Source organism: Thiothrix subterranea, assembly GCF_016772315.1.
Classification (GTDB): Bacteria; Pseudomonadota; Gammaproteobacteria; order Thiotrichales; family Thiotrichaceae; genus Thiothrix; species Thiothrix subterranea.
On record NZ_CP053482.1, the window covers coordinates 2,278,203 to 2,302,239 of the forward strand.

The window sequence follows — 24,037 nt, forward strand, 5'->3', positions numbered from 1 at the left end:
CACAAATGGCAGGTACATTTGGTAATCCAGAAGTTGTCCAAGAAGAAGTGGACATCCTGATCATCGGTGGCGGTATGGCCGCGTGTGGCGCGGCGTATGAAATCATGCCGTGGATCGGCGCAGCGAAAGACGCTGGCGTTGACATCACCGTTAAGTTGGTTGACAAAGCAGCAATGGATCGTTCCGGCGCAGTTGCACAAGGTTTGTCTGCAATCAACACTTACATCGGTCCAAACCAAGACCCAGCGGACTACGCTCGCATGGTCTCCAACGACCTGATGGGTATCACCCGTGACGACTTGGCTTACGACTTAGGCCGTAACGTTGACGATTCCGTGCATTTGTTTGAAGAATGGGGTCTCCCAATCTGGAAAACGGTAAACGGCGAGCGTTTTGACGGTGCTACTTGGCCGAAAGAAGGCGGCAAGCTGTTGAAAGACGGCGGCGATCCAGTCCGTTCCGGTAAATGGCAGATCATGATCAACGGCGAATCCTACAAGTGGATCGTTGCTGAAGCTGCGAAGAAAGCACTGGGTTCTGACAACATTCAGGAACGTGTTTTCATCGTTAAGCTGGTCAATGATGCTAACGACAAAAACCGCGTGGCGGGTGCTGTTGGCTTCTCGACTCGTGAAGACAAAGTATACGTTTACAAATTCAAGGCTTGCCTGCTGGTAGCCGGTGGTTGCGTAAACATCTTCCGTCCACGTTCCGTTGGTGAAGGCCAAGGTCGTGCATGGTATCCAGTATGGAACGCAGGTTCCACCTACACCATGGCTGCTGAAGCCGGTGCAGAACTGACCATGATGGAAAACCGTTTCGTTCCAGCCCGTTTCAAAGACGGCTACGGCCCGGTTGGCGCATGGTTCCTGCTGTTCAAAGCACAAGCGACTAACGCCTACGGCGAAGTCTACATGACCAAGAACAAAGAATTGCTGAACGACTATCCTCCGTATGGTCAAGCAGCGGTTCCGGCATCTTGCTTGCGTAACCACTTGATGCTCAAGGAAATGAAAGAAGGTCGCGGTCCAATCTATATGGATACCGTTACCGCTTTGGCAAAACTGCGTGAAACACTGTCTCCTCGTGAAGTAAAGCACTTGGAAGCAGAAGCGTGGGAAGACTTCCTTGACATGTGTATCGGTCAGTGCGGTATCTGGGTTGGTGAAAACATCGAGCCAGAAAAGAAAAACTCCGAACTGATGCCTACCGAACCGTACCTGCTGGGTTCACACTCAGGCTGCTGCGGTATCTGGGCTTCTGGTCCAGAAGACGTCGGCGCTCCAACCACTGAAGAGCATCCTGAAGCAGACAAAATCCCTGCTCACCTGCCACAAGGCTGGAACTGGGGCTACCGCTCCATGACCACAGTACGTGGTCTGTTCACAGCGGGTGACGGTGTTGGTGCTTCTGGTCACAAGTTCTCTTCTGGTTCACACACTGAAGGTCGTATGTGTGCACAGTCTATGGTTAAGTTCGTTATGGACAACAAAGACTGGGTGCCTACACTGGATACGTCTGTTGACGATCTCGTTAACGAAATCTACCAGCCAGTCCGTACTTTCCTTGAGCACAAAGACTACACCACGGCGATTGATGTAAACCCACACTACATCACTCCACGTATGTTGCAGTTCCGTCTCCAGAAAATCATGGACGAGTATGTTGCAGGTGTTGCGACTTACTACACTACCAACGGTCACATGTTGGCAGTAGCGGAAGAAAAGCTGGGTATGTTGAAAGAAGATGCGATGAAAATGCGTGCAAAAGACCTGCACGAATTGCTCCGCGCATGGGAAAACTATCACCGTATCCTGACGGCGGAAGCGCACATGAAGCACATCCAATTCCGTCAAGAAAGCCGTTACCCTGGTTTCTACTACCGTATGGACCACAACTACGTGGACGAAGAAAACTGGCATTGCTTCGTAAACTCTGTTTACGACAAAGAAACCAAGACTTGGAACGTGTTCAAACGCGCTCACAAAGACTTGGTTGATAAGTCCAAGCTGTTTAAAGCCGCTGCCCACTAAGAAGGGGTTGCTTGACTACAGCGCTAAACCTTACTATCGGGTTTAGGCCAAATCAGGGCATCTCATGATGCCCTGATTGTTATCTACGGTAGTAAATTCTGGAGGAGTTCACCACATGAAAGTTATCTTATTAGGCGGCCCTGGTGCAGGCAAAGGCACACAAGCCAATTTCATCAAAGAAAAATACAATATTCCACAAATTTCCACGGGCGACATGCTACGTGCTGCGGTTAAGGCTGGCACTGAAATGGGCATTGCTGCCAAAAAAGTCATGGACGCAGGCGGTCTGGTTTCTGACGAAATCATCCTCGGTCTGGTCAAAGAGCGCACGGCTGAAGCCGATTGTGCCAATGGTTTCTTATTCGACGGTTTCCCACGCACGTTGGCGCAAGCTGAATCCCTGAAAACCCAAGGCGTTGATATTGATGCGGTCGTTGAAATCGCGGTTGACGATGCCGAAATCGTGCGCCGTATGAGCGGTCGTCGGGTTCACGTGGCATCCGGCCGTACTTACCACGTCGTATTCAACCCACCAAAAGTTGAAGGCAAAGACGACGAAACTGGCGAAGACTTAATCCAACGCGCTGACGATGCGGAAGACACCGTATTGAAGCGTTTGGAAGTGTATCACGCGCAAACCGCGCCGCTGATCGGCTACTATTCCGCGTGGGCTACCTCTGGCGAAGCCAAAGCACCGCGTTATATCCGTATCGAAGGCGTGGGTTCGGTTGACTCGATTCGCGACAATATTTTCGCGGCATTGGGTTAAATCGGTAGTGTTGGGGGGTAGAGACGCAAGATTTTGCGTCTCTACGTCTTGTGTCACTAAACGTAAAATATCAGGAGCAACAATGACTGCATCTCCCGAAAAAGTGGCTGCTGGCAAGGTAGTCCAGTTCACTTACCGCATCGCTGACCGTCATGGTGAGATTATGGAGCAAGTGGATTTACCCTTGAGCATGGTGTTCATGCGCCATAACCGCTTGTATGACGTGGTGGAAAAAGCCTTAGTGGGTTGCCGCGTGGGTGATGAAGTGTCTGTTGATGTTCCAGCCGTTGATGGTGCGTGGGGCGAAGCCGATGCTGACCTGATTTTGGTGCAAGACATTGAGCATGTGCCACCGCCTTATCGCAAAATCGGTGCGGAAGCGCAGTTTCAAGCCGAAAACGGCGAAATCAAAGCCTTCCGCGTGACCAGTGTGACTGAAGAATCCGTGACCTTGGATGGCAATCACCCGTTTGCTGGGCAAACCATGACGTTCCACGTCAAAGTGATTGCGATCCGCGATGCCAGCAAGGATGAGTTATTGCACGGCATTGAATCCGGTGCACCGACCGATTTTGGCAGCACTACCATTCACTAACAACAGAGGCAGCACGTTATGGCTATTCCTGATCTGACCGCCCTCGAAAAATCCATTATCCAACAAAGCATTAATGAGCGTTGGCGCAAAGGCGGTATCGTCGCTGAAGAAGTTGAAGTCGAACTGCGACTGTTCAAAGGCGACCGCGAAGTCACTGCTTGCCCCGCGCTGTATTGGGAACATGACGGTTGTACTTTCCTCGTCGCCAAGACCGGCGAGAACCGCTACCGTTCTCAATTTTTCTACTCTGCCAAAGAACAATTCAGCACCGGCATTGAAGAATACACCGATTTAGGCGACTGCGTTCTCTTCCTGCTGCGTTTGCAGGCAGACCATGAGAGCGAGCGCAAGAAGAATTTTCCCACAGCTTGAAGAATCCACACGTTAGTTTGAGAGATTGCATAGAGGAGTTTGTGTTATGACCGTTAAGAATGCTTTTTACGCACAGTCCGGTGGTGTTACCGCCGTCATCAACGCTTCAGCCTGCGGCGTGATTGAAACCGCCCGCCAGCACAGTGACAAGATCGGCACGGTATACGCGGGTCAAAACGGCATTATCGGCGCATTGCTGGAAAACCTGATTGATACCAGCAAGGTTTCCGACGCGGATGTTGCAGCTTTACGCCACACCCCATCCGGTGCATTCGGTTCTTGCCGCTACAAGATGAAAAGTCTGGAAAAGAACAAGCGTGAATACGATCGTCTGATCGAAGTCTTCAAAGCGCATAACATCGGTTACTTCTTCTATAATGGCGGCGGTGACTCAGCGGATACTTGTTTGAAAGTTTCGCAATTGGCGGATTCAATGGGCTTCCCGATTCAAGCCATTCACGTTCCTAAGACTGTGGATAACGATTTGCCTGTGACGGACAACTGCCCCGGTTTTGGTTCAGTCGCGAAATACATCGCGGTGTCTACCCGTGAAGCGAGCTACGATGTAGCCTCCATGTGCGCCACCTCCACCAAGATTTTCGTGTTGGAAGTGATGGGTCGTCACGCAGGCTGGATTGCCGCAGCGGGCGGTTTGGCGACGGATGCCAACAACGATATTCCGGTCGTTATCTTGTTCCCGGAAATCGAGTTCAATCAGGAAAAATTCCTTGCGACCGTTGACGCAAAAGTGAAACAGTACGGCTATTGCAGCATCGTGGTATCCGAAGGTTGCCATTACCCAGACGGTACGTTCCTTGCAGAACAAGGTACGCGCGACTCGTTCGGTCATGCGCAATTGGGCGGTGCTGCGCCGGTTGTTGCCAATATGATCAAAGACGCGCTGGGGTATAAATTCCACTGGGCGGTTGCGGATTATCTGCAACGTGCGGCGCGTCACTTGTCGTCTAAGTCTGACGTGGAACAAGCCTACGCACTGGGTAAGGCGGCGGTTGAGCTGGCGTTGGAAGGCAAAAACTCCGTCATGCCAGCAGTTATCCGTGATTCCAACAATCCGTACACTTGGCACATTGGTTCGGGCGAGTTGAAAGACATTGCCAATGTCGAAAAAATGATGCCGCTGGAATACATTTCTGAAGACGGCTACGGCATTACCGATGCTTGCCGCGAATACCTGCTGCCGTTGATCGAAGGTGAAGATTATCCGCCTTATGAAAACGGTATGCCAAAATACGTGACATTGAAGCACGTATTGCTGGATAAGAAATTGCCAGCGTTCGAGCTGTAACACCCCGCCCACCCTATAAAAACTGCCCCTGTTTGCACAACAGGGGCGTTCTTTTTATACTGATTCCTTCACAGTACATACCCCGGTAATAAAGATCATGGCTGAAAAACTCGACATTCCTGAGGAATTCCAAAGCTCCCTTGTCCCCGAACTGCTGACGGATGACACCACCATTCAGTTTAACTGCCACCCCGGTGTTTCGTGTTTCAACAGTTGCTGCAAAGCGGCGGATGTGACGCTTGCACCGTATGATATTTTGCGCCTGAAAAAGCGTTTGGGGATGACATCCAGCGAGTTCCTCGACAAACATACCGTGCCGTTTGAGACGGATGGACACGGTACACCCGGCATTAAATTGCGTACTGACGACAACAAAACGTGTCTGTTTGTGCGTGAAGAAGGCTGTAGCGTGTATGAAGATCGCCCCGCCGCCTGCCGTTATTATGGGCTGGGGCTGTTGTCGCATCGCGCCTCCGGCTCGTCAGAAGACAAGCAATATTATTTCCGCAACAAGGAAGCGCATTGCGAAGGCTGGAAAAGCGAACAGGTAATCACCGTGCGTGATTACCGCGAGCAGCAAGGCGTGCCGGAATACGACGAAATCAACCGCGAATGGATGCAGTTGATGCTGAAAAAGAAATCAGCAGGCCCTGCGATTGGCAAGCCCGATCCGCTGAGTTTTCAGTTGTATTTCATGGCAAGTTTCGACATTGACCGTTTCCGCCGTTTTGTGGAAAGCCCGTCATTTGCCAAGGCTTACATGATCAGTGACGACGAGCGTGCTGCGTTTCAAGATGACGTGATCTTGCAAAAATTCGCGTTCCGTTTGCTGCGCCAAGTGTTGTTTGATGAGCAAACCATTCCGACGCATGAAAATGTACTCGAAAAACGTTGGGAAGAGCGCAAGGACATTATCGAACTGCGCCACAAAGCTGCTGTTGAATTGCATTTAAAACGTGCTGAAGAAGAACGCCAAGCTGCCTTGAACAGTGGCTTAGAACCCGGCGCTGTTTAGTGAGTCCTAAGCTTCGCGCATAAATTTCTGGGTTATTTCGGTTTTATCCGACTGGCGGGCTATCTACCCGCCGGAAAACCTGTATACTTAGCACTTCAATTTACATCGTTTCTTTCGAGTCTGCGGGCATCCTGTCTACATCCTCTTGAACGGTTTACGAAAACCTTATGGAGGTTATCATGGCTACTAAACTTTACGTTGGCAATTTGCCTTATTCTGTTACTCAACAAGGTCTGGAAGAAAAGTTCGCTGCATACGGCGAAGTGACTTCTGTTAGCGTTATCACTGACCGTGATACCGGGCAAAACAAAGGCTTTGCGTTCGTAGAAATGTCCAACAGCGGCGAAGCTCAAAAAGCTATCGACGGTCTGAATGGCGCTGATATGGGCGGTCGCGGTATGAAAGTTAACGAAGCAAAACCACAAGCGCCACGCGATAACAATCGCAGCGGTGGTGGTGGTTTTGGCGGCGGCAACGGTGGTGGTTCACGCGGTGGTCGCTGGTAATAAGCCTTCGGCTTAACCAAGCATTCCAAAAAACCCGGCCTTGTGCCGGGTTTTTGTTGTTGTGATAATTTAATAGAATTTTTGTTCTAGGGCATAGGGTGTATAACCATGACTGTTTCTGTCGCTATTATTTCCGATACGCACGGTCATCTTGATCAGCGTATCATCGACATTATCCGCGAGTGCGATTACGCCATTCATGCGGGGGATATTTGCGGGGAAAATGTTCTCGCGGCAATGCAGCCGAAAAGCGCGATGGTGATTGCGGTGGCGGGTAACAATGAGCCGCGTTGCATGGTCGATTTCCCACTGCCATCCATTAGCGAGCTGGAATTGCCGGGTGGCAAAATTTGCATTGAGCATGGGCATGAGCACGGGCATCACACCCCTTGCCACGATTCCTTACGGGCGCAACACCCTGATGCGCGAATGATCGTGTACGGGCATACCCATAAAATGGTGCAAGATAAAAGTGCATTGCCGTGGGTGGTGAACCCCGGTGCAGCAGGGCTGACCCGCAATCACGGCGGGCCATCCTGTTTAGTGCTGACCGCGAACGATCAAGCGTGGGATGTGCGGGAAATCCGCTTCGCCGATTAGTTAACGCCGAGCAGCTCAACGTCAAAGATCAGGGTGGCGTTAGGTGGAATCACGCCGCCCGCGCCACGTGCACCGTAGCCCATTTCCGCAGGAATGACTAAAGTGCGTTGCCCGCCGATTTTCATGCCTTGTACGCCGTCATCCCAGCCTTTGATAACACGCCCACCGCCGAGTGGGAATTCAAAAGGCTGACCGCGATCACGGGAGCTATCGAATTTCGTGCCGTGCTTGTCGGCGGCTTTTTCGTCGTACAACCAGCCTGTGTAATGCACAGAAACCATCTTGCCAGCGGTAGCTTCCGTGCCGTCGCCTACTTTTACATCCGTTTTAACTAAATCGACCATTTTAATATCCGTTGCTTGTGGGGAAGAAGTGCCAGTGGTACTCGTTGTGGCAGTTTTGTCCGAACATGCTGCCATAAAAACGCTGCCGGAGAGTGCCACAGCCAGTGCTAATAATGTGGTTGTTTTCATGTTTATCAATTCCTTGGCAAGAAAAAAGGGGCATTATGCCCCCTTTTCCCTAAACGTGCGATAAACGGTTGGTTAGCGCTTATTTGTCCGCAATTTCACGCAGTCGCTTGGATTGGATGATATTGCCATTCAGCGCCGCATCCAGCGCGGAACGCCCAAACGCCACGTCCATCAACTGGCTGTAGTACATGACCGGCATATCGAAATTGGTCTTGTAACGCGCGTTGATGTCATCTTGGTAGATTTCAACGTTGGCTTGGCACAGTGGGCAAGGGGTGACGATCATGTTCGCACCGCTATCGTAAGCGGATTCGATGATGTCCTTGACCAATGCCTGACCTTTTTCGGGTTCGGAGAACATCAGCGCACCGCTACAGCAAGCCACTTTTTTGTCGTACTTGGTGAGGGCTTCCGCGCCGAGGGTTTCGACCATCTTATCCAGATACATCGGGTTCTCGAACGATTCGCCGTCAATCCCGAATGGGCGGTTGGTTTGGCAACCGACGTAACCGGCGATTTTCAGACCTTCCAGCGGCTTTTTGACCTTAGAACCCAGCACGTCGTAACCGATGTCTTCGATCAACACTTCCACCATGTGGCGGACTTTTTTGTTGCCCTTGTATTCCAGCTTCACCGATTGCAGCGCAATATTGGTTTCGGCTTTCAGGGCAGGGTTGTGGTTCAAGCGTTCCTGCACTTCGCGGGTGTTGAGCCAGCAAGCGGCGCACGTGGCTACCACGTCCTGATCCGGGTGATGCTTTTCGGACAACGCCAAGTTACGTGCGGAAAGCGTCATGCGTGGCAGTTCGCCACCGCCAGCATAACCGATGGATGCGCCGCAGCAGTTCCAATCCGGGATTGGGTTCAGCTTGATGTCCAGCTCTTCGCACAGGGTTACGACCGACTTTTCCAAGTTGGAAGACGATGCTCCCTTCTGGGAAGAACAGCCGGGGTAGTAAGAATATTCATGCTTTGCCATTGTTACCTCATCCTCCTCATTTCGCGTCAGTATTTGCGCCGACACGTGCTGCTTCCAGCTCTTCGGCTTTTTTCAGCATGGCGTGGAAGCCAGAAAGATCCTTAACGCCATGCCCACCGAGCATTTCCATCGGTGACATACGCTTGGCTTTCATCATGTTTAACCCTAGCTTTTGCTTGCCCATCGACACTTTCACGCCTTCGGCGAAACCGTCTTTGAAGTACAAGCCCAGACCCAGTTTCAGCTCGTTGACACGACCTTTCTTGATCAGGTTATCCCAGAACATTTGCCCGAACTTTTCTGTCGGCTGGTTCTTGGGTTTCATGCCCATGCGCTTACCGTAGTGCGCCAAGCCGTGCATGATGTGCGTAATCGGCAGACCACGCGGGCAACGCGCCACGCAGTTGTAGCAGGACGTACACATCCACATTGAGGTGGATGACAACACTTCCTCACGCTTGTTGGCGCGGATCATCATGAACAGCTCTTGCGGCGGGTGATCCCAGTGCGGCCCCAGCGGGCACGAACCGGAACACACGCCACACTGCATACACATTTTGACCCAGTTGCCTTCCTCGACGTTATCCGTCACTTCTTTGAGGAAGTTGCCTTTGTATTTTTCAACCATCGCTTGATTGACAGCAGTAGTCATTCCAGCATCCTCCTTAGAACTTGAACGGGCTGAGACCGACGCGGTTGATGACTGCCACCATTTCGTCGAGCAATTTCGGGGCGCGGTCGATGTCGGTAATGGCGACTTCATGCACCGCGACGCGATCGGCTTCAAGGTTCATGGTCGACAGGGTGTCGCCGATTTTTGCCATCCTAACATGCGCCATTTCCGAGCCTTTGACAAAATGGCACTGATAATCTGCGCCTTTTTTGCAGCCCATCATCACCACGCCGTCGTAACCGCTACCCAACGCATCTTTAATCCAGATGGTATTGGTTGAACCGAGGCAACGTACCGGAATCACGCGGATAAACGCGCTGGATTCGTTACGCTTCATCGCTGCCATATCGAGTGCGGGGTAAGCATCGTTTTCACACGCCAGTACCAGAATACGCGGCTTTTCTTGGAACTCATCCGGCACATCGACGGCTTTCAACTGCGCTCCGACGGTTTCGATGGAGTAGTTCTTGAAGGAAATAACCTGTACCGGGCAAGCACCCATGCATGTACCGCAACGGCGGCAACGCGCTTCGTTGTATTGCGGGTAGCCTTTTGCGTCTTCGTCAATCGCCCCGAACGGGCATTCCACGGTGCAGCGTTTGCACTGGGTACAGCCTTCTTTACGGAACGATGGGAAGCTCAAATCGCCGGAACGTGGATGTGCAGCACGCCCAATCGCCGAGTTCTCAATCGCTTGGATGGCTTTCATCACCGCGCCCATCGCGTCGGTTTGCGCTTGCGCGGCATCCATCGGGCGACGTACCGGGCCTGCGCTGTAGATACCTGTGCGGCGGGTTTCATACGGGAAGCAGATGAAATGCGAATCGGTGAAACCGTTCACCAATTGCGGCATATCCGGCCCTTGGCGGTAGTTCAGGTTGAGGATGGATTCGACGGAGACTTTCACTTCGCCGCTGGCATCCTTGTCCTTCATGGTGTCGATGTCAGTACCGGAGTTGGGTAACATGCCGGTCGCCAATACCACCAGATCTGCACCCATGTGCGCGTCTTCGTCAAGGATCAAGTCTTTGAAATTGACTTGCAGCTCATTGCCCTTAACGTCAACAGTGGAGACTTTGCCTTTACGGAAGGTCACGAATTTATCTTGCGCACTGCGGTAGAAGTTTTCGCCGCCTGCACCCGGTGTACGGATGTCGTCAAACAATACGGTGGTTTCAATGTCAGGGTTGCTGTCTTTGAAATACATCGCTTGCTTGATGCTGGTAGCGCAGCAATGACCCGAACAGTAGGACAAATGCCCTTCCTTGGTACTGCGTTGACCCGCGCATTGCACGAAGACCACGTTTTCGACCACTTTGCCGTCAGCACGTTTGATTGGGCCATCGCCTGCGGCGCGAGCCAGTGCTTCCAGTTCCAGTTGGGTCACAACGTTCGGCGATTTGCCGTAGCTGAATTCCGGCAGGTTATTCGCATCGTAAGGGGTGAAACCCGTGGCTTGCACAATCGCGCCAAACTCAGCGTGTGTGCCTGCGCCTACGGTAGAGGCAATATCCACCTCGAAACGACCCGGTGCACCAGCGGTTTTCGCGATGGTTGAACTCAGGTAAACCGTGATTTTGTCATCCGCTTCCACCGCCGCGATCAGGGCAGCAACGCCGGTATCTTGCGGGTTTTGGAACGGGGAATGTTCAGGCTGGCGTTGCTTGAGTTGCCCCATCACACCGCCCAAACGGTCGGACTTTTCGATAATGCTGGCGTAGTAACCGGCTTTGGAAGCTTCGAGCGCCGCCGTCATGCCCGTAATACCGCCACCGACCACCATAATGTGGTTGTTTTTGCTTTGCTCGCCGCTGGCATCGGCTTGGTGCATTGCCTTGACTTCGGCGCAACCCATGCGGATGTAGTCGGCTGCCATTTCCTGCGTGGTTTCGTCGTGTTCGCTGCCTTCGGGACGAATCCAGATGACACCTTCACGCAAATTCACGCGGGAAACCGGCACTGCGCCGAAGTTGAAACTTTCGGTTTTGGCACGGCGCGAACACGCCATAATGACCGCTTTGGTCACTTGGTCGTCGCCTTCTAACGCCATGTCGGCTTTGATCATGTCCACGCCTGCCTGACTGCACAGGAAGTCGTGGGTCTTGCAGAAGCCAATCCGACCTTCGCGCACGGCTACTGATTCGAGGGATTTAGTGTCAAGACGGTCGCCAATACCGCAACCCGTACACAGATAACCACCAATTTTCATCTTATGCTCCTGCTACCTGATTGACGACTTGCACCGCACGCAACGCGGCGGCTGTGGCGTGTTGCACGGCGCGGTTTACGTCCAGCGCGTCGGAGGCAACCCCAGCCGCAAAAATGCCGCCGTTGCTGTCGTCATGTTCGATGAAGCCTTCATCGTTGACCAGAATCTTGATCGGGAAACCTTTGAAATCCACGCTGGGTTCCATGCCCGTTGCCAATACCACCAGATCGTGCTGGTTGGCGTAACGCTTGTAACCTTCGGTATCCACGCCGTGCAGCACGGGGTTGCCAGTCGCTTTGTCTTCTTCAACCTTTGCCACTTTGGACTTGATGAAGCTGACGTTCGGGTTGGCTTGCACGTTTTGGTAGAAATCGTCAAAACGGTCAATCGCCCGCATGTCGATGTAGTAAATCGTGGATTTACCGTCGTCACCAAACTTTTCTTGCACGTAGTTGGTTTGCTTGAGGGAAGCCATACAGCAAATGCGTGAGCAATGTGCCAGATGGTTTTTGTCCCGCGAACCCGCGCACTGAATGAAGGCGATGTTTTTCGCTTCTTTACCGTCGGATGGGCGCAGCAATTTGCCGCCCGTGGGACCGTGTGGATCCATCAAGCGTTCAAATTCGACATTGGTAATGACGTTAGCAAAACGGTCGTAGCCGTAAGCCTGAATCTTGTTCGCGTCGTAAGGTTTCCAGCCTGTCGCAAATACCACCGCACCGGCTTTCAGGTCGAGGATTTCGACTTGCTGATCCAGTTCGATTGCACCGTATTTGCAGGCAGCTTTGGCAGCGTCGGCTTCGGCAGTGCCAATGATGCGCTGGTCAATCACGTATTGCTGCGGGAATGCCATCGCGTTGGGCAGGTAAACGCTCTTGCGCTTGCCGAGGTTGTAGTTGAATTCGTCGTCAAATTCAGTCGTGGCAGCCTTGGCGCAGTCGCCGCAAGCGGTGCAATGGCTGTTGACGTAACGCGGGGTAATGGTCACGGAAACCGTGTAATCGCCCTTTTCTCCGCTGATGTTGGACACTTCCGCCTGCGTAATCACCGTGAGATTTTTGTTCATCTTAATGCGGCGTTGATTGATTTCTTGACCGCAGGTCGGGTGACACATTTTAGGGAAGTATTTGTAAAGCTGGGAAACACGTCCCCCTAAGTAAGGGCGTTTTTCTAGCAAAATGACCTGCTTACCCGTTTCGGCTGCTTCGAGTGCAGTGGTCATGCCACTGATACCGCCGCCGACGACGATAATGGTCTGGTTGGTTGCAACGACATCCGTCATTGAGGCTCCTCCGTCAAAGACATTTTGGAATCCTATGAGATGCACCGTTGTTTAGCCCAATGTGTACAGATTGGGCGGTGGTGCATTCCTAAAGTGGCAAGCAGCATACTATATTTTATGCGCCTGATTCCAGCGTGTACCCTGATAGGGATACGCGCTTTTATTGATTTGCAAATCAAATAAATTTATGAAATAGTGAAAGCGTGATAAATATCAATTATTCGTTATATTCCCATATTCTCATGTACTTGGCTTAGTGAAATTCCGCCAATTCTTTGATATGCGCCGTTACCGCCCGCCCCAGCGGTGATAATTCATAGCCACCTTCCAAGCATGACACCACGCGACCTGCGGCAAACTCCTTGGCAATCTGGCACAACGCTTTGGTGATCCAAATATAATCGCGTTCCACCAGATTAAAGCCGCCCATATCGTCTTCCAGATGCGAATCAAACCCGGCGGAAATCATCACCAATTCCGGTTTAAACTCACGCAAGGCGGGCAGCCAACTGGCTTCCACCGCTTCACGCCATGCCGCACCCCCCGTTCCGGCAGGCAGCGGCAGGTTGCGAATATTGGGAACATCGGTATCTGCACCGCTAAACGGGTAAAACGGGTGCTGGAACGATGAGCAGAACATTACCTTGTCATTGCCGCTGAAAATTTCTTCCGTGCCATCACCGTGGTGTACGTCGAAATCAATAATCGCCACCCGTTCAATGCCATACACCTCAATGGCATGAGCAGCGCCCACCGCGACATTGTTGAAAATGCAAAAACCCGCCGCACGGTTGCGCCCAGCATGATGACCGGGCGGGCGAATCGCGCAAAACGTGTGTTTGTGCGAGCCTGCCATTACCAAATCGACCGCCATGACCGCAGCACCCGCTGCGTGCAAAGCAGCATCCAGCGAATGCGGATTCATGCCCGTATCACCATCCAGCACGGTATGCCCTGAAGCAGGCGCGGTAGCAAACACGCGCTCCACGTATTCTGCATCATGCACCCGCAACAGGTGTTCGCGCTCAGCACAATGCGAGTCGTAATGGCGTGAAATCCAGTCCACACCCGACATAATCATGCGGTTGTTAATGGCATCCAGACGTTCCGCACATTCGGGATGGTGAGGTGAGCCATTATCGTGCAAATGGCAATGCGAATGGGTAATTACAGCGACGGTCATATTCTTTTCACACAAATCAGAGTAAGATATGTTGCAATGCAGCAAAAGCCGGTTTTCGCGCTTTTGCAACTGTTCATCATAGAGGTTTTGGCCATGAGCCACCATTACTTAAATCAATTATTTGCCCCGCAAAGCGTCGCGGTATTCGGTGCGAGTGAGCGGGAAAAAGCCGTGGGAACCGTGGTGTTCCAGAATTTATTGTCCGCAGGGTTTAAAGGGGCATTATACCCCATCAACCCCAAGCACACGGAGATTCAAGGTCAAGCAGCTTATCCGACTTTAGTCGCGTTGAACAAGCCGGTTGACCTAGCAGTGGTAGCAACGCCTGCTGCGACTGTCCCTAGTATTATTCGCCAATGCGGTGAACACGGGGTCAAGGGTGTGGTGGTGCTGTCCGCTGGGTTTGCCGAAGCGGGTAATCGCGGGCAGCGTTTGCAAAAAGACATTACCGATATTGCCCGCCAATACGCGATGCACATCATTGGCCCGAATTGTTTGGGCATTATGCGTCCCTCCGTCGGTTTGAATGCCACGTTTAGCCGTAATCAGGCGCAAGCCGGTAATCTGGCGTTGGTGTCGCAATCCGGCGCGATGTGTACCGCGATTTTGGATTGGGCAGCCACGCAAGGTATTGGTTTTTCCACCGTGATTACCTTGGGCGATACGGCGGATGTGGATTTCGGTGATACGCTGGATTATTTGGCGCTTGACCCCAAAACCGACAGCATTTTGCTGTATGTGGAAGGCATTCACGATGCACGCGGCTTCATGAGCGGTTTGCGCACGGCTTCGCGCATGAAGCCGGTGATTGTGTTGAAAGCAGGGCGTTACGAAGAAGGTTCTCGTGCAGTAATGTCGCACACGGGCGCGATTGTGGGCGGCGATGATGCCTTTGATGCCGCGCTGGAACGTGCCGGTGTGGTACGCGCCAATACCATTGCGCAACTGTTTTCGGCGGCACAAATCCTTTCCTCCGGCATTCGCGTGCAGCAAGACCGCTTGCTAATTATCACCAATGGCGGCGGCCCCGGAGTGATGGCGACGGATCGGGCGGTGGAAATGGGTTTGCGCATGGCAGAGGTTTCCCCCACTACTTTGGCAGAATTGAATAAAGTATTGCCATTCACGTGGTCGCACGGCAATCCGGTGGATATTCTCGGTGATGCTGACCCGGAACGTTACGCGGCGGCGCTGAAAATTTGTATGCAGGATGACAACCTCGACGGCATTCTGGTGATGTTGACCCCACAAGCCATGACCGACCCCGCTGGTGTGGCTGCCACGGTGATCGGCACATGCGATGCCAATAAAAAAGGTAAGCATTGCAAGCCGATTCTCACTTGTTGGATGGGTGAACAACAGGTCGCTGCTGGGCGCAAGCTTTTGGCAGAAGCCGGTGTGCCGCATTTCCGTACCCCGGAAGCAGCGGTGGAGGCGTTTGCTTACCTCACCCAATACCGCAGTAATCAGAAATTGCTGATGCAAGTCCCGCCGTCGGTGCAGGAGCAAAAAACCGAGCCGGACGTGGACGGGGCGCGGTTAATCATCGAAAGCGTGCTGGCAGAAGGGCGGCGGGCACTGTCTACCACCGAATCGCGGGCGATTTTGTCGGCGTTTCGCATTCCTGCATTACCCACTATTTTGGTGCGTAGCCCAGCAGAAGCTTTGGTTGCAGCGGAATCCTTGGGGTATCCGGTGGTGCTGAAAATCAGTTCCCCCGATATTCACCACAAGTCGGACGTGGATGGGGTGCGCCTCAACGTTGCCAGCGCCCACGCGGTGCGCAGCGTTTACCAAGAATTGCTGGAGACCACCCGCCGTAATTTGCCGGAAGCGCGGATTGATGGCGTGACCGTGGAAAGCATGTACCACAGCAATTCCTCGCGGGAACTGATGATCGGCGTGGTGCGTGACCCGGTATTCGGCCCGGTGATAAGTTTCGGCATGGGCGGCACCTCGGTGGAAATTCACCGCGACCGCGCCGTGGCATTGCCACCCTTGAACGATTACATGATTAAGAAAACCGTGTGCCGTACCCGTGTGGCGCGTTTGCTGGGTAAATTCCGCAATATGCCGCCGATCCATTTCGATTCCTTGTGGAAAGTGATGCAGCGCGTCTCCGAAATGGTGTGTGAATTGCCGGAAATAGTGGAAATGGACATCAATCCACTGATGGCGGATGCTAACGGGGTAATGGCGGTGGATGCGCGTTTCATCATCAACTACCCGCCAACCACGGCGCGGCGTTATGATCACATGGCGATTCACCCCTACCCGAATGATTTGGTGAAGCGTCAGCAGTTGCCGGATGGCACGGATATTGTGATTCGCCCGATTCGCCCCGAAGACGCGGAAATGGAGCAAGAGTTCGTGCGCAACTTGTCGAAAGAATCGCGTTACATGCGTTTCATGCAGGCATTGCGCGAACTCACGCCCGACATGTTGGTGCGTCTTACGCAAATTGATTATGACCGTGAAATGGCGTTTCTGGCGCTGACCCGTCAAGACGGGCAGGAAGTGGAAATGGGGGTGGCGCGTTACGCGATTAACCCCGATAAAATGAGTTGCGAATTTGCGCTGGTGATTGCCGATGGCTGGCAGAACCGGGGCTTGGGTGGCTTGATGATGCAAACCTTGATTGATGCGGCACGGGCAAAAGGCTTGCGTACCATTGAGGGCGAGGTATTGCCGCATAACCACGGGATGCTGAAATTGATGCAGCGTTTGGGGTTCACCCGTCATCAGGATGGGATGGACGATGGTGTCGTGATGGTGAGTAAACGGTTAGGAGATTCCTGTTGCTAACAGAGCATAGCGTTGCATCGGCAGTGCCGGTGGTAATGACCTTGGCGGGGCATGACCCCACGGGTGGGGCAGGCATTCAAGCAGACAGTGAGGCGATTGCCAGTCAAGGCTGTCATGCGGTGAGTGTGATTACCTGTTTGACCGTACAAGATACCCGCAATGTGCAACGCATTGAGCCGCTGGCGGATTATTTGATTGAGCAGCAAGCAGAGGCGTTGTTGGCGGATATGCCAATTGCGGCATTCAAAATCGGTTTGCTGGGCAGTGTGGAAGTGGTGCAAGCGGTGCATCGCATTCTGTTGCAAGCGCCGGATGTGCCGGTGATTCTTGACCCGGTGTTGGCGGCTGGGGGTGGCAAGGACTTTGCCAATGCGCAATTGTTGGGGGCAATTCGTGAGTATTTGTTGCCCCTTACCACGTTACTGACGCCGAATGTGCCGGAAGCTACGCAACTGGCGGTACGTGGTGAGGCGCTGGATGAACAAGCCTTTTCCTTGCTGGATCAGGGTTGTGAATACGTGTTGCTGACCGGTACTCATGCCGAAACTGAGCGCGTGGAAAATGCGCTGTATGGCGATGGTAAGCGCTTGCGTACTTGGTTGTGGGAACGGCTGCCGGAAACTTACCACGGTTCGGGTTGTACGCTGGCTTCGGCGTGCGCGGCGAATCTGGCGAAGGGGATGGAAATGAGCAAAGCGGTGGCGGCGGCGCAGGCGTATACGTGGGGTAGCTTGCAGGCGGGGCGGAAGATCGGGCGTGGGCAGTGGATGCCGGATCGGTTTTATTGGACGAAGTAGGGTACATCACCTTACGGATTGAGAGGCTTGAAGGGGTTGAGAATAGTCAGGCTACCAATTTTCAAGCCGTGTTGCATGTCTTCAGAATAGACGATTGAACAGCTTGCATCTTGTGCTGTGGCAATGATCAAACTGTCCCAATAGGACAAACGATAAGCTTCCCGCAATGAGGATGCTCGCTGGATAATAGCCAGCGATACATCCAGAATAGTATGGTTTGTCCGTAGATTTTCGATGGTTTGCTGAATTTCCTGCTCGTTGTAACCTGATTTGCGGATAAGGTTGCTACAAACCTCGTTGACGACTTGAGTGCTTAGCACAATACCAGCCTGTGCAATTAATGCATTGGCGGTCGCATGTTTTGGCTCGGTTTCGTCCATAAACGCATATAGCCAGACGTTGGAGTCAACGAAATACTCAACGTTCATACAGTTCTTCGCGGCTGAGCGGTTTAAATGGCTTCACTAATCTAGGTGCGATAGAGACCTTGCGGGTGCTGGTTTGGACGGGCTGAATGGTGTATTTTTGTAATAAAAATTGATAAAAATCCACCAATTCGCGGCGGGCAAATTCGGGTAGCGTATCCAGATGCAGTACTTGCATGGTGTTATCCTACGGTTGTGTTGTACGGGGTCAGATTAGCGCAGGACACTGAATAACGCAAACGGGTGGCAATAGCCAAATAGCGATTACATCTGAACTAGGATTTTTAGGATTCAAGGATTCGCTTGATGAAGATGCCATCCTCCTCTTAATCCTGAAAATCTTTTAATCTTGTAAATCCCAGTTCAAGACAAGCAAAGGAAATATCATGCAAGGACTCTACGTCATCACCGACGGCTCAACCGGCGACGTGCTGTTGAACAAAGTCGAACAAGCCCTACGCGGCGGTGCGGCTATCGTGCAATACCGCGACAAAACCACCGATCAAGCACGGCGCGAACAGGAAGCGACCGCCTTGCGCTCACTCTGCCAGCAACACTACGCACTTTTTATCATCAACGACGATGTGGCCTTAGCAAAAGCGGTACAAGCCGACGGCGTACACGTCGGTCGTGACGATTCCGCTTTAACTGCTGCAAGGGAAGCCTTGGGAACAGCCGCGATTATCGGCGTATCCTGCTACAACCAGCTAGAGCTGGCACTGAATGCAGCGGAGCAGGGTGCAGATTACATCGCCTTCGGCAGCTTTTTCCCCTCGCCCACCAAACCCAATGCACCCCGCGCTACGCTGGAATTGTTACACCAAGCGCGTCAGCAACTCACGCTACCCATTTGTGCTATCGGTGGTATTACGTTGGAGAATGCCCCCGATTTGCTGGCAAACGGCGCAGATATGCTGGCGGTCATCACCGATGTATTCAATAGCCAGGCGATTGCAGAACAGGCGATCCGCTATCAGGCACTGATTCGGGAACATAGTCTGGCTCAGTCGGCATAGGCGTTTCTAGCGTGATCATGCTAAGCGCGTCCTGTAATGCCGAGCGTGCATCCGCGCTTAAATTGGGTTGTTGCAATTGAGCGGTGAGGCGTTGGCGCAATGCCGTATTGTTTTGCAGTTTATCCATCACTGGAACGCCTGCCATTTGTGCGCCCAAAATCAAGCCCACCTGTTCGGCTAAGGTTTTGCTGTCGACAATGCGTTGGTAGTACACCGCATCGGCTTGTTCACGGTATTTGAGCAATTCCATGGCATAGCGCTGCGTCCCGTATTCGGAGAGTGAGTAGCGGTCTTGCAAGGTGGGTTGCGCCAAAGCATTGTCGAGGTATTGCAACAGTAGTTGCCGGTGTTGTTCGGGTATCACTTTGTTGACGTTGGCTTCCGCCGCATTGGGGGAGAGTTCCATGAAAATGCTATTGCTGAACAGGGTTATTATGCTGCGCCGTTCTTCTGGGGGCATGGCGGTGCTGTTAATGTCACGCAATAAGGCGGCGACATCGGTGTTCGGGTCAGTCAATTTCTGTTGCTGTAAGCGGAAGTTAAAATAGTAGTCGGGGTTGAGATGAACCCGTAAATTTTCCAGTTGTTGGGCGAATTGTTCGGCGGAAACCAAGCCGTGCGAATCTTGTGACATGGTGCGGTAAATCTCTAAATAGGCGCGGAGCACTTCGGGGTCGGTTTCGCGGGGGAATTGCATTTCCAGAAAATCTTTGATGTATTGCTGGCGGGGTGTGGCGCGTTGCACGGTTGCGGCGTTCACATTGCCATCGTAGTAACGGGTTTCCGGTGGTAGCAAGATGCTGAAGGCTAAGCTGGCACGCGCCAGCCCAGAATGTTCACCGGCGGCGGCTAATACGCTGAGCATGTCTTTAAATAACGCATCATCCAGTGTGTTACTCATGATGCTCAATGCTTGCGAACTCGCGGGGTCGTCTAGCCCCAGATTGAGCACTTGCTCCCACACTGCCCGTTGCGCCAGCGGAATGGAAATATTTTTAGCTTGCAGAAAGAGTGTGTCGAGGCGTTCGGATAACGCATCAAGCCGAGGTTGGTAAGCTTCGCGCATTGCTTCATCGGCTTGTTGATAAGGGTCGTAGGGGTTGTAGAGCAGTTGTTGCAAGCTGGAAATTTCCAGCAAAATGGTGTGGATTTCACTGAGCAAGGGGTCAAGTTTGGCGAGCAATCCAGTGATGGCTGTTGGCGTTGGCGGGGCAATGCCTTGGGTAGCCTTCTGCGCAGTTGCTGTTAACGGTGTACTTGCTGCAAAAGGTAAGCGTGCGGCTGTATTCGGGGCGTCAAGGTGTGCTACTGTGGCAACAGATTGCGAGGGTGTAGCCGGTGTATCGGGCTTGCCATACCAGTAAGCTAAGGTGATAGCAATGGCTATCAATAAGCTGAAACCCAGTTTGTAACTGTTCAAGCGTAAACCTCTCGCGTAAGATTATAAATCTTCCCTGTTATCGTCAATTCTGCCAAGGATGCCAGCCGTGACCCGTTCTGAAACGTTATTTGAGCAAGCCAAACATTCCATTCCCGGTGGGGTTAATTCCCCGGTACGTGCCTTTCGCAGTGTCGGCGGTTCTCCCCGTTTTATTGCCCGTGCTCAAGGGGCGTATATGTGGGATGCAGACGGCAATCGCCTGATTGATTACGTCGGTTCGTGGGGGCCGATGGTCGCTGGTCACGCGCACCCCGAAGTCGTCGCTGCGGTGCAAGCCGCTGCGGTGGATGGTTTGAGCTACGGTGCGCCCACCGCGTTGGAAATCACCATGGCAGAGCGCATTTGCGCCCTCATGCCGTCGATTGACATGGTACGCATGACCAGTTCGGGCACGGAAGCCACCATGTCGGCGATTCGCTTGGCGCGTGGTTTTACCGGGCGCGATTTCTTGGTCAAGTTTGAAGGGGGCTATCATGGTCATGGCGACTCGTTGCTGGTGAAAGCCGGTTCGGGGGCATTGACGTTTGGACAACCGAGTTCCCCCGGTGTTCCCGCAGCATTGGCGCAATACACCCTGACGCTTGACTATAACAATAGCACACAGGTGCGCGAAGTGTTCGCGGCGCGGGGGCATGAAATTGCCTGCATTATCGTCGAACCCGTTTCCGGCAATATGAATTGCATCCCGCCTGTCGACGGTTTCCTCGAAACCTTGCGCGAGGTCTGTGATCAATCCGGTGCGGTGCTGATTTTCGATGAAGTCATGACCGGCTTTCGCGTGGCACTGGGCGGTGCGCAGCAGGTGTACGGCGTGAAACCTGACATTACCACGCTGGGTAAAATCATTGGTGGCGGAATGCCGGTCGGCGCGTTCGGCGGCAGGCGTGACATTATGGAACAGTTGTCGCCGTTGGGCGCGGTGTATCAGGCTGGCACGTTATCCGGCAACCCGATTGCGATGACGGCCGGGTTGAAAATGCTGGAAATCATTGCCCGTGATGATTTTTACGCGGAATTGACCAGCAAAACCACGTATTTACTGGAAGGTTTGCAGCAAGTTGCTGATGCTGCCGGTGTGCCGTTTACCACCCAGCAAGTGGGCGGAATGTTCGGTTTGTTTTTCACCACCGAACCACGCATTGACACTTACGCGCAAGTGACGCAATGCAATATTCAACAATTCAACCGCTTTTTCCACGGCATGTTAGACCGGGGCGTGTATCTCGCACCGTCGGCGTATGAGGCGGGATTTGTATCCAACGCTCATAGCCAAGCCGATTTGGATGAAACCATCGCCATTGCCAAAGATGTATTTGCCAGCTTATAAGCGGTAAGGAATGCCCTAGTGTCGTTAAGACTTTTGCTTTTGTTGGCGACCCTGTGGTTAGGGGTCGCCTTGCCGTCGTGGGCGGAAAACAGTTCTTCTTCCATTTATTCCGATGTGGAAGCATCGGTTTATCAAGTGCGGGTGATCAATCAGCAAACCGGCAAAAAAACCGCGATTGGCTCGGCGTTTGTGGTGATGCGCCCGGATATTATTGCGACCAATTATCACGTCGTCAGCACCTACATCAATAACCCGGAAGGCGATTTTGCTTTGGATTATTTGTCGACTTCCGGCAATACCGGGCGTTTGGAATTGCTGGCGGTGGATGTGTTGCACGACCTTGCGGTGTTGAAAGCCGATACCAATTTAGGCACACCGTTGCAAATTGCGAAGATTCCACCCAAGGGGGCGCGGTTATATTCCTTGGGAAATCCGATGGATAAAGGCTTTTCAATTGTGGAAGGCACCAATAACGGGGTGATGAAATCCAGCGATGATAATAATATCCTGTTTTCTGGCAGCCTGAATTCTGGGATGAGTGGCGGCCCTACCTTGGATGAGAACAAAAACGTGGTGGGGATCAACGTGGCGACGTCGGGCAATGGCTTGAGTTACCTCGTACCGGCTGACTATTTGGCAATCATTCTGGAACGGCTGAAATTGACCGGATTTCAGGCGGATGCGGATATTGGGCAGCGCATTACGGAGCAATTGAAAAGCAACGCCGATAAGTATGTGCAAAATTTGCAGAAGCGGGAATGGACGCTTCAGCAACTGGGGCGTTTCAAAGTGCCGATGGATGTTACCAGCGTGGTGCGTTGCTGGGATAACAGCGATAAACCCAAACCGGATACCTTAATGCGTTCGTATTTCACCCAGTGCAGCAATGAGAGCAGCATTTATCTGGATGATGAGCTGGAAGTGGGTACTTTGGACTACGAGTATGTGTGGTTTGATGCGGGGGAAACGATTCCGGCACGCTTTTACCGTTATTACGAGATTATGAATGCCAGCGTGTCAGCGAGTGGGGCGGGCAAGCAAGATGTGACCAATTTTGAGTGTTTCACCGATTTTACGCTGATTGCCGGGCAAGAATTCAAAATGACGGTGTGTCGGCGTGATTACCTCAATTATACCGGGCTGAGTGATTTGCTGGTGACGGCGGCGTTGGTGGGGCATAAGCGTCAGGGAATGCTGTTTAATTTGGACATGACCGGCACAACGTTTGAGAGTGGCATGGCGTTGTTGCAGCGCATGTTGGGGGATTTCAAATGGCAACCATGATTTTGGAAATTCAAACACGCGGTTTGAATCAATACCACCGTTTGGAGCAGTTCCCGGTAACGATTGGGCGGGCGCTGGATAATGATGTGATTCTCTCCGATAACTCGGTGTCGCCCTACCATTTGCGTTTGGAGCAAGACGCTAAGGGGCAGGTATTCGTTCACAATTTGTCGAGTGAAAACGGTACGCGCCTGAATAAGCACCAGCTTGGCTTGCAGCCCGTGCAAGCGCCGATTCCGAGTCAACTATTGTTGGGTAATCGCCGTTTGCGCTTAGCGTCGACTGCGATGCCGGTGGAAACCACACACGTTAGCCGTTGCGGGGGCTTGTTTACGCCTTTTTGTAAGCCGTTGTGGGCAGTGTTGTTGCTGTTGTTGACCGTGGTATCGCTGTTGCTGAACGATTATTTGAATGTGACAACGGCTAAAGATCCGCTGTTTTACATCAGTGGGGTGCTGCCGACCTTGGTGTGGATGCTGTTTGCGACCTTGGTGATTAGTGGCATGACGCGCTTGTTTACACACCGTTGGGAATTTGCCCCTGCCTTGAGTGTGGTGTCATTGTTTAATCTCCTGCCGATGGTATTGGAAGAAATAAGCGGTTGGCTGAGTTATTTTCTGACCTCGGATGCGCCGTTTACCTGGCTCATGACCGGCGTCAGTGGTTTCGTGCTGATACCGGCGTTGTTGTATGCTTATCTGCATTGGGTATTGAGTCAGAAACGTTTGCCTGCTTTGGGTATCGCTTTGATTTTGAGCGCCTTGCCCTTGGGATTACGGGCGATTAGTGTGCTGGATCAAGTAACGCTGGCGAATGAGTTTTCCAGCGAGCCGTATTACCATCAGGGATTGAGTTCGTTGAATATTCACGCGAATCCGCCGCTGTCATTGGAAGCGTATTTGCAGCAAGCCGCAGACGCGCTGCCCTCGCAGTTGGAAGAAGAGTAA

General features: G+C 52.5%; 23 protein-coding genes. 14 read left to right on the plus strand and 9 right to left on the minus strand.

Features of this window, described 5'->3' with window-relative positions; translation table 11 throughout:
* Positions 1–5 precede the first annotated feature (5 nt).
* From aprA to HMY34_RS11230, 8 genes are all read left to right on the plus strand, one after another.
* Positions 6–2,033, plus strand: a complete 2,028-nt coding sequence (aprA, locus tag HMY34_RS11195) for an adenylyl-sulfate reductase subunit alpha (protein ID WP_202715579.1) — start codon at positions 6–8, stop codon at positions 2,031–2,033.
* A gap of 115 nt (positions 2,034–2,148) precedes the next feature.
* Positions 2,149–2,802 carry an adenylate kinase gene (gene adk / locus HMY34_RS11200; protein WP_202715580.1) on the plus strand — a complete coding sequence of 218 codons (654 nt, stop codon included), beginning with the start codon at positions 2,149–2,151 and terminating at the stop codon, positions 2,800–2,802.
* 82 nt (positions 2,803–2,884) lie between these two features.
* Positions 2,885–3,397, plus strand: coding sequence for an FKBP-type peptidyl-prolyl cis-trans isomerase (locus HMY34_RS11205; protein WP_202715581.1), 513 nt, complete (start codon positions 2,885–2,887; stop codon positions 3,395–3,397).
* An 18-nt stretch (positions 3,398–3,415) separates the two neighbouring features.
* Positions 3,416–3,769, plus strand: a complete 354-nt coding sequence (locus HMY34_RS11210) for a hypothetical protein (protein WP_202715582.1) — start codon at positions 3,416–3,418, stop codon at positions 3,767–3,769.
* Positions 3,770–3,815: 46 nt separating this feature from the next.
* Positions 3,816–5,075: a 6-phosphofructokinase gene (locus HMY34_RS11215; RefSeq protein WP_202715583.1), complete on the plus strand. Its 1,260-nt coding sequence runs from the start codon at positions 3,816–3,818 to the stop codon at positions 5,073–5,075.
* Between the two features lie 97 nt (positions 5,076–5,172).
* The gene (locus HMY34_RS11220) at positions 5,173–6,090 is read left to right on the plus strand and encodes a YkgJ family cysteine cluster protein (RefSeq protein WP_202715584.1); all 918 of its coding nucleotides are present in this window, start codon (positions 5,173–5,175) and stop codon (positions 6,088–6,090) included.
* A gap of 179 nt (positions 6,091–6,269) precedes the next feature.
* Positions 6,270–6,596, plus strand: a complete 327-nt coding sequence (gene rbp / locus HMY34_RS11225; protein ID WP_202715585.1) for an RNA-binding regulator — start codon at positions 6,270–6,272, stop codon at positions 6,594–6,596.
* Positions 6,597–6,704: 108 nt separating this feature from the next.
* A complete protein-coding gene (locus tag HMY34_RS11230; protein WP_202715586.1) occupies positions 6,705–7,196 on the plus strand; it encodes a metallophosphoesterase family protein in 492 nt (163 codons plus the stop codon).
* Here HMY34_RS11230 and HMY34_RS11235 read toward each other — a convergent pair.
* The 6 genes from HMY34_RS11235 to HMY34_RS11260 form a co-directional block, all read right to left on the minus strand.
* Entirely contained in the window at positions 7,193–7,669 is a 477-nt protein-coding gene (locus tag HMY34_RS11235) for an FKBP-type peptidyl-prolyl cis-trans isomerase (protein ID WP_202715587.1), read from the minus strand. The two genes, HMY34_RS11230 and HMY34_RS11235, sit on opposite strands and share 4 nt — an antisense overlap.
* A gap of 79 nt (positions 7,670–7,748) precedes the next feature.
* The gene (locus tag HMY34_RS11240; RefSeq protein WP_202715588.1) at positions 7,749–8,648 is read right to left on the minus strand and encodes a CoB--CoM heterodisulfide reductase iron-sulfur subunit B family protein; all 900 of its coding nucleotides are present in this window, start codon (positions 8,646–8,648) and stop codon (positions 7,749–7,751) included.
* Positions 8,649–8,664: 16 nt separating this feature from the next.
* Positions 8,665–9,300 carry a 4Fe-4S dicluster domain-containing protein gene (locus tag HMY34_RS11245; RefSeq protein WP_202715589.1) on the minus strand — a complete coding sequence of 212 codons (636 nt, stop codon included), beginning with the start codon at positions 9,298–9,300 and terminating at the stop codon, positions 8,665–8,667.
* Positions 9,301–9,313: 13 nt separating this feature from the next.
* Positions 9,314–11,530, minus strand: a complete 2,217-nt coding sequence (locus tag HMY34_RS11250; protein ID WP_202715590.1) for a hydrogenase iron-sulfur subunit — start codon at positions 11,528–11,530, stop codon at positions 9,314–9,316.
* Between the two features lies 1 nt (position 11,531).
* Complete coding sequence (locus tag HMY34_RS11255) at positions 11,532–12,812, minus strand: CoB--CoM heterodisulfide reductase iron-sulfur subunit A family protein (protein WP_202715591.1); 1,281 nt, start codon at positions 12,810–12,812, stop codon at positions 11,532–11,534.
* 253 nt (positions 12,813–13,065) lie between these two features.
* The gene (locus tag HMY34_RS11260; RefSeq protein WP_202715592.1) at positions 13,066–13,995 is read right to left on the minus strand and encodes a histone deacetylase family protein; all 930 of its coding nucleotides are present in this window, start codon (positions 13,993–13,995) and stop codon (positions 13,066–13,068) included.
* 93 nt (positions 13,996–14,088) lie between these two features.
* Between HMY34_RS11260 and HMY34_RS11265 the strand changes: the two genes are divergently transcribed.
* Complete coding sequence (locus tag HMY34_RS11265; protein ID WP_202715593.1) at positions 14,089–16,800, plus strand: bifunctional acetate--CoA ligase family protein/GNAT family N-acetyltransferase; 2,712 nt, start codon at positions 14,089–14,091, stop codon at positions 16,798–16,800.
* A complete protein-coding gene (gene thiD / locus HMY34_RS11270; protein WP_202715594.1) occupies positions 16,794–17,597 on the plus strand; it encodes a bifunctional hydroxymethylpyrimidine kinase/phosphomethylpyrimidine kinase in 804 nt (267 codons plus the stop codon). Before HMY34_RS11265 ends, thiD begins: the two co-directional genes overlap by 7 nt.
* An 11-nt stretch (positions 17,598–17,608) precedes the next feature.
* Here the strand turns inward: thiD and HMY34_RS11275 are convergent, their stop codons facing one another.
* Both HMY34_RS11275 and HMY34_RS11280 read right to left on the minus strand, forming a co-directional pair.
* Entirely contained in the window at positions 17,609–18,025 is a 417-nt protein-coding gene (locus tag HMY34_RS11275; protein ID WP_202715595.1) for a PIN domain-containing protein, read from the minus strand.
* Positions 18,015–18,200, minus strand: a complete 186-nt coding sequence (locus tag HMY34_RS11280) for a hypothetical protein (protein WP_202715596.1) — start codon at positions 18,198–18,200, stop codon at positions 18,015–18,017. Before HMY34_RS11280 ends, HMY34_RS11275 begins: the two co-directional genes overlap by 11 nt.
* A gap of 208 nt (positions 18,201–18,408) precedes the next feature.
* Between HMY34_RS11280 and thiE the strand changes: the two genes are divergently transcribed.
* The gene (gene thiE / locus HMY34_RS11285; protein WP_202715597.1) at positions 18,409–19,038 is read left to right on the plus strand and encodes a thiamine phosphate synthase; all 630 of its coding nucleotides are present in this window, start codon (positions 18,409–18,411) and stop codon (positions 19,036–19,038) included.
* Here the strand turns inward: thiE and HMY34_RS11290 are convergent.
* Positions 18,959–20,458, minus strand: a complete 1,500-nt coding sequence (locus HMY34_RS11290) for a hypothetical protein (protein ID WP_202715598.1) — start codon at positions 20,456–20,458, stop codon at positions 18,959–18,961. The genes thiE and HMY34_RS11290 overlap by 80 nt on opposite strands.
* Before the next feature lie 67 nt (positions 20,459–20,525).
* On the opposite strand from HMY34_RS11290, the gene hemL reads away from it, so the two are divergent.
* Genes hemL through HMY34_RS11305 form a run of 3 tightly spaced genes read left to right on the plus strand, consistent with a single transcriptional unit; the run spans position 20,526 to position 24,037 of the window.
* Positions 20,526–21,806 (plus strand): glutamate-1-semialdehyde 2,1-aminomutase, encoded by a 1,281-nt coding sequence (gene hemL / locus HMY34_RS11295; RefSeq protein WP_202715599.1) that lies wholly within the window; start codon positions 20,526–20,528, stop codon positions 21,804–21,806.
* Between the two features lie 18 nt (positions 21,807–21,824).
* Positions 21,825–23,090 (plus strand): S1 family peptidase, encoded by a 1,266-nt coding sequence (locus tag HMY34_RS11300; RefSeq protein ID WP_202715600.1) that lies wholly within the window; start codon positions 21,825–21,827, stop codon positions 23,088–23,090.
* Complete coding sequence (locus tag HMY34_RS11305) at positions 23,078–24,037, plus strand: FHA domain-containing protein (RefSeq protein WP_202715601.1); 960 nt, start codon at positions 23,078–23,080, stop codon at positions 24,035–24,037. The genes HMY34_RS11300 and HMY34_RS11305 overlap by 13 nt, the downstream gene beginning before the upstream one ends.

What these genes read in the sequence shown, in the direction of transcription:
- HMY34_RS11250 (WP_202715590.1), bottom strand. Translation starts at nt 11,530, where the DNA reads ATGAAAATTGGTGGTTATCTGTGTACGGGTTGCGGTATTGGCGACCGT.
- HMY34_RS11240 (WP_202715588.1), bottom strand. Translation starts at nt 8,648, where the DNA reads ATGGCAAAGCATGAATATTCTTACTACCCCGGCTGTTCTTCCCAGAAG.
- HMY34_RS11255 (WP_202715591.1), bottom strand. Translation starts at nt 12,812, where the DNA reads ATGACGGATGTCGTTGCAACCAACCAGACCATTATCGTCGTCGGCGGC.
- adk (WP_202715580.1), top strand. Translation starts at nt 2,149, where the DNA reads ATGAAAGTTATCTTATTAGGCGGCCCTGGTGCAGGCAAAGGCACACAA.
- HMY34_RS11215 (WP_202715583.1), top strand. Translation starts at nt 3,816, where the DNA reads ATGACCGTTAAGAATGCTTTTTACGCACAGTCCGGTGGTGTTACCGCC.
- HMY34_RS11275 (WP_202715595.1), bottom strand. Translation starts at nt 18,025, where the DNA reads ATGAACGTTGAGTATTTCGTTGACTCCAACGTCTGGCTATATGCGTTT.
- HMY34_RS11280 (WP_202715596.1), bottom strand. Translation starts at nt 18,200, where the DNA reads ATGCAAGTACTGCATCTGGATACGCTACCCGAATTTGCCCGCCGCGAA.
- HMY34_RS11230 (WP_202715586.1), top strand. Translation starts at nt 6,705, where the DNA reads ATGACTGTTTCTGTCGCTATTATTTCCGATACGCACGGTCATCTTGAT.
- rbp (WP_202715585.1), top strand. Translation starts at nt 6,270, where the DNA reads ATGGCTACTAAACTTTACGTTGGCAATTTGCCTTATTCTGTTACTCAA.
- HMY34_RS11205 (WP_202715581.1), top strand. Translation starts at nt 2,885, where the DNA reads ATGACTGCATCTCCCGAAAAAGTGGCTGCTGGCAAGGTAGTCCAGTTC.
- HMY34_RS11260 (WP_202715592.1), bottom strand. Translation starts at nt 13,995, where the DNA reads ATGACCGTCGCTGTAATTACCCATTCGCATTGCCATTTGCACGATAAT.
- HMY34_RS11245 (WP_202715589.1), bottom strand. Translation starts at nt 9,300, where the DNA reads ATGACTACTGCTGTCAATCAAGCGATGGTTGAAAAATACAAAGGCAAC.
- HMY34_RS11235 (WP_202715587.1), bottom strand. Translation starts at nt 7,669, where the DNA reads ATGAAAACAACCACATTATTAGCACTGGCTGTGGCACTCTCCGGCAGC.
- HMY34_RS11305 (WP_202715601.1), top strand. Translation starts at nt 23,078, where the DNA reads ATGGCAACCATGATTTTGGAAATTCAAACACGCGGTTTGAATCAATAC.
- HMY34_RS11265 (WP_202715593.1), top strand. Translation starts at nt 14,089, where the DNA reads ATGAGCCACCATTACTTAAATCAATTATTTGCCCCGCAAAGCGTCGCG.
- HMY34_RS11210 (WP_202715582.1), top strand. Translation starts at nt 3,416, where the DNA reads ATGGCTATTCCTGATCTGACCGCCCTCGAAAAATCCATTATCCAACAA.
- aprA (WP_202715579.1), top strand. Translation starts at nt 6, where the DNA reads ATGGCAGGTACATTTGGTAATCCAGAAGTTGTCCAAGAAGAAGTGGAC.
- HMY34_RS11220 (WP_202715584.1), top strand. Translation starts at nt 5,173, where the DNA reads ATGGCTGAAAAACTCGACATTCCTGAGGAATTCCAAAGCTCCCTTGTC.
- thiE (WP_202715597.1), top strand. Translation starts at nt 18,409, where the DNA reads ATGCAAGGACTCTACGTCATCACCGACGGCTCAACCGGCGACGTGCTG.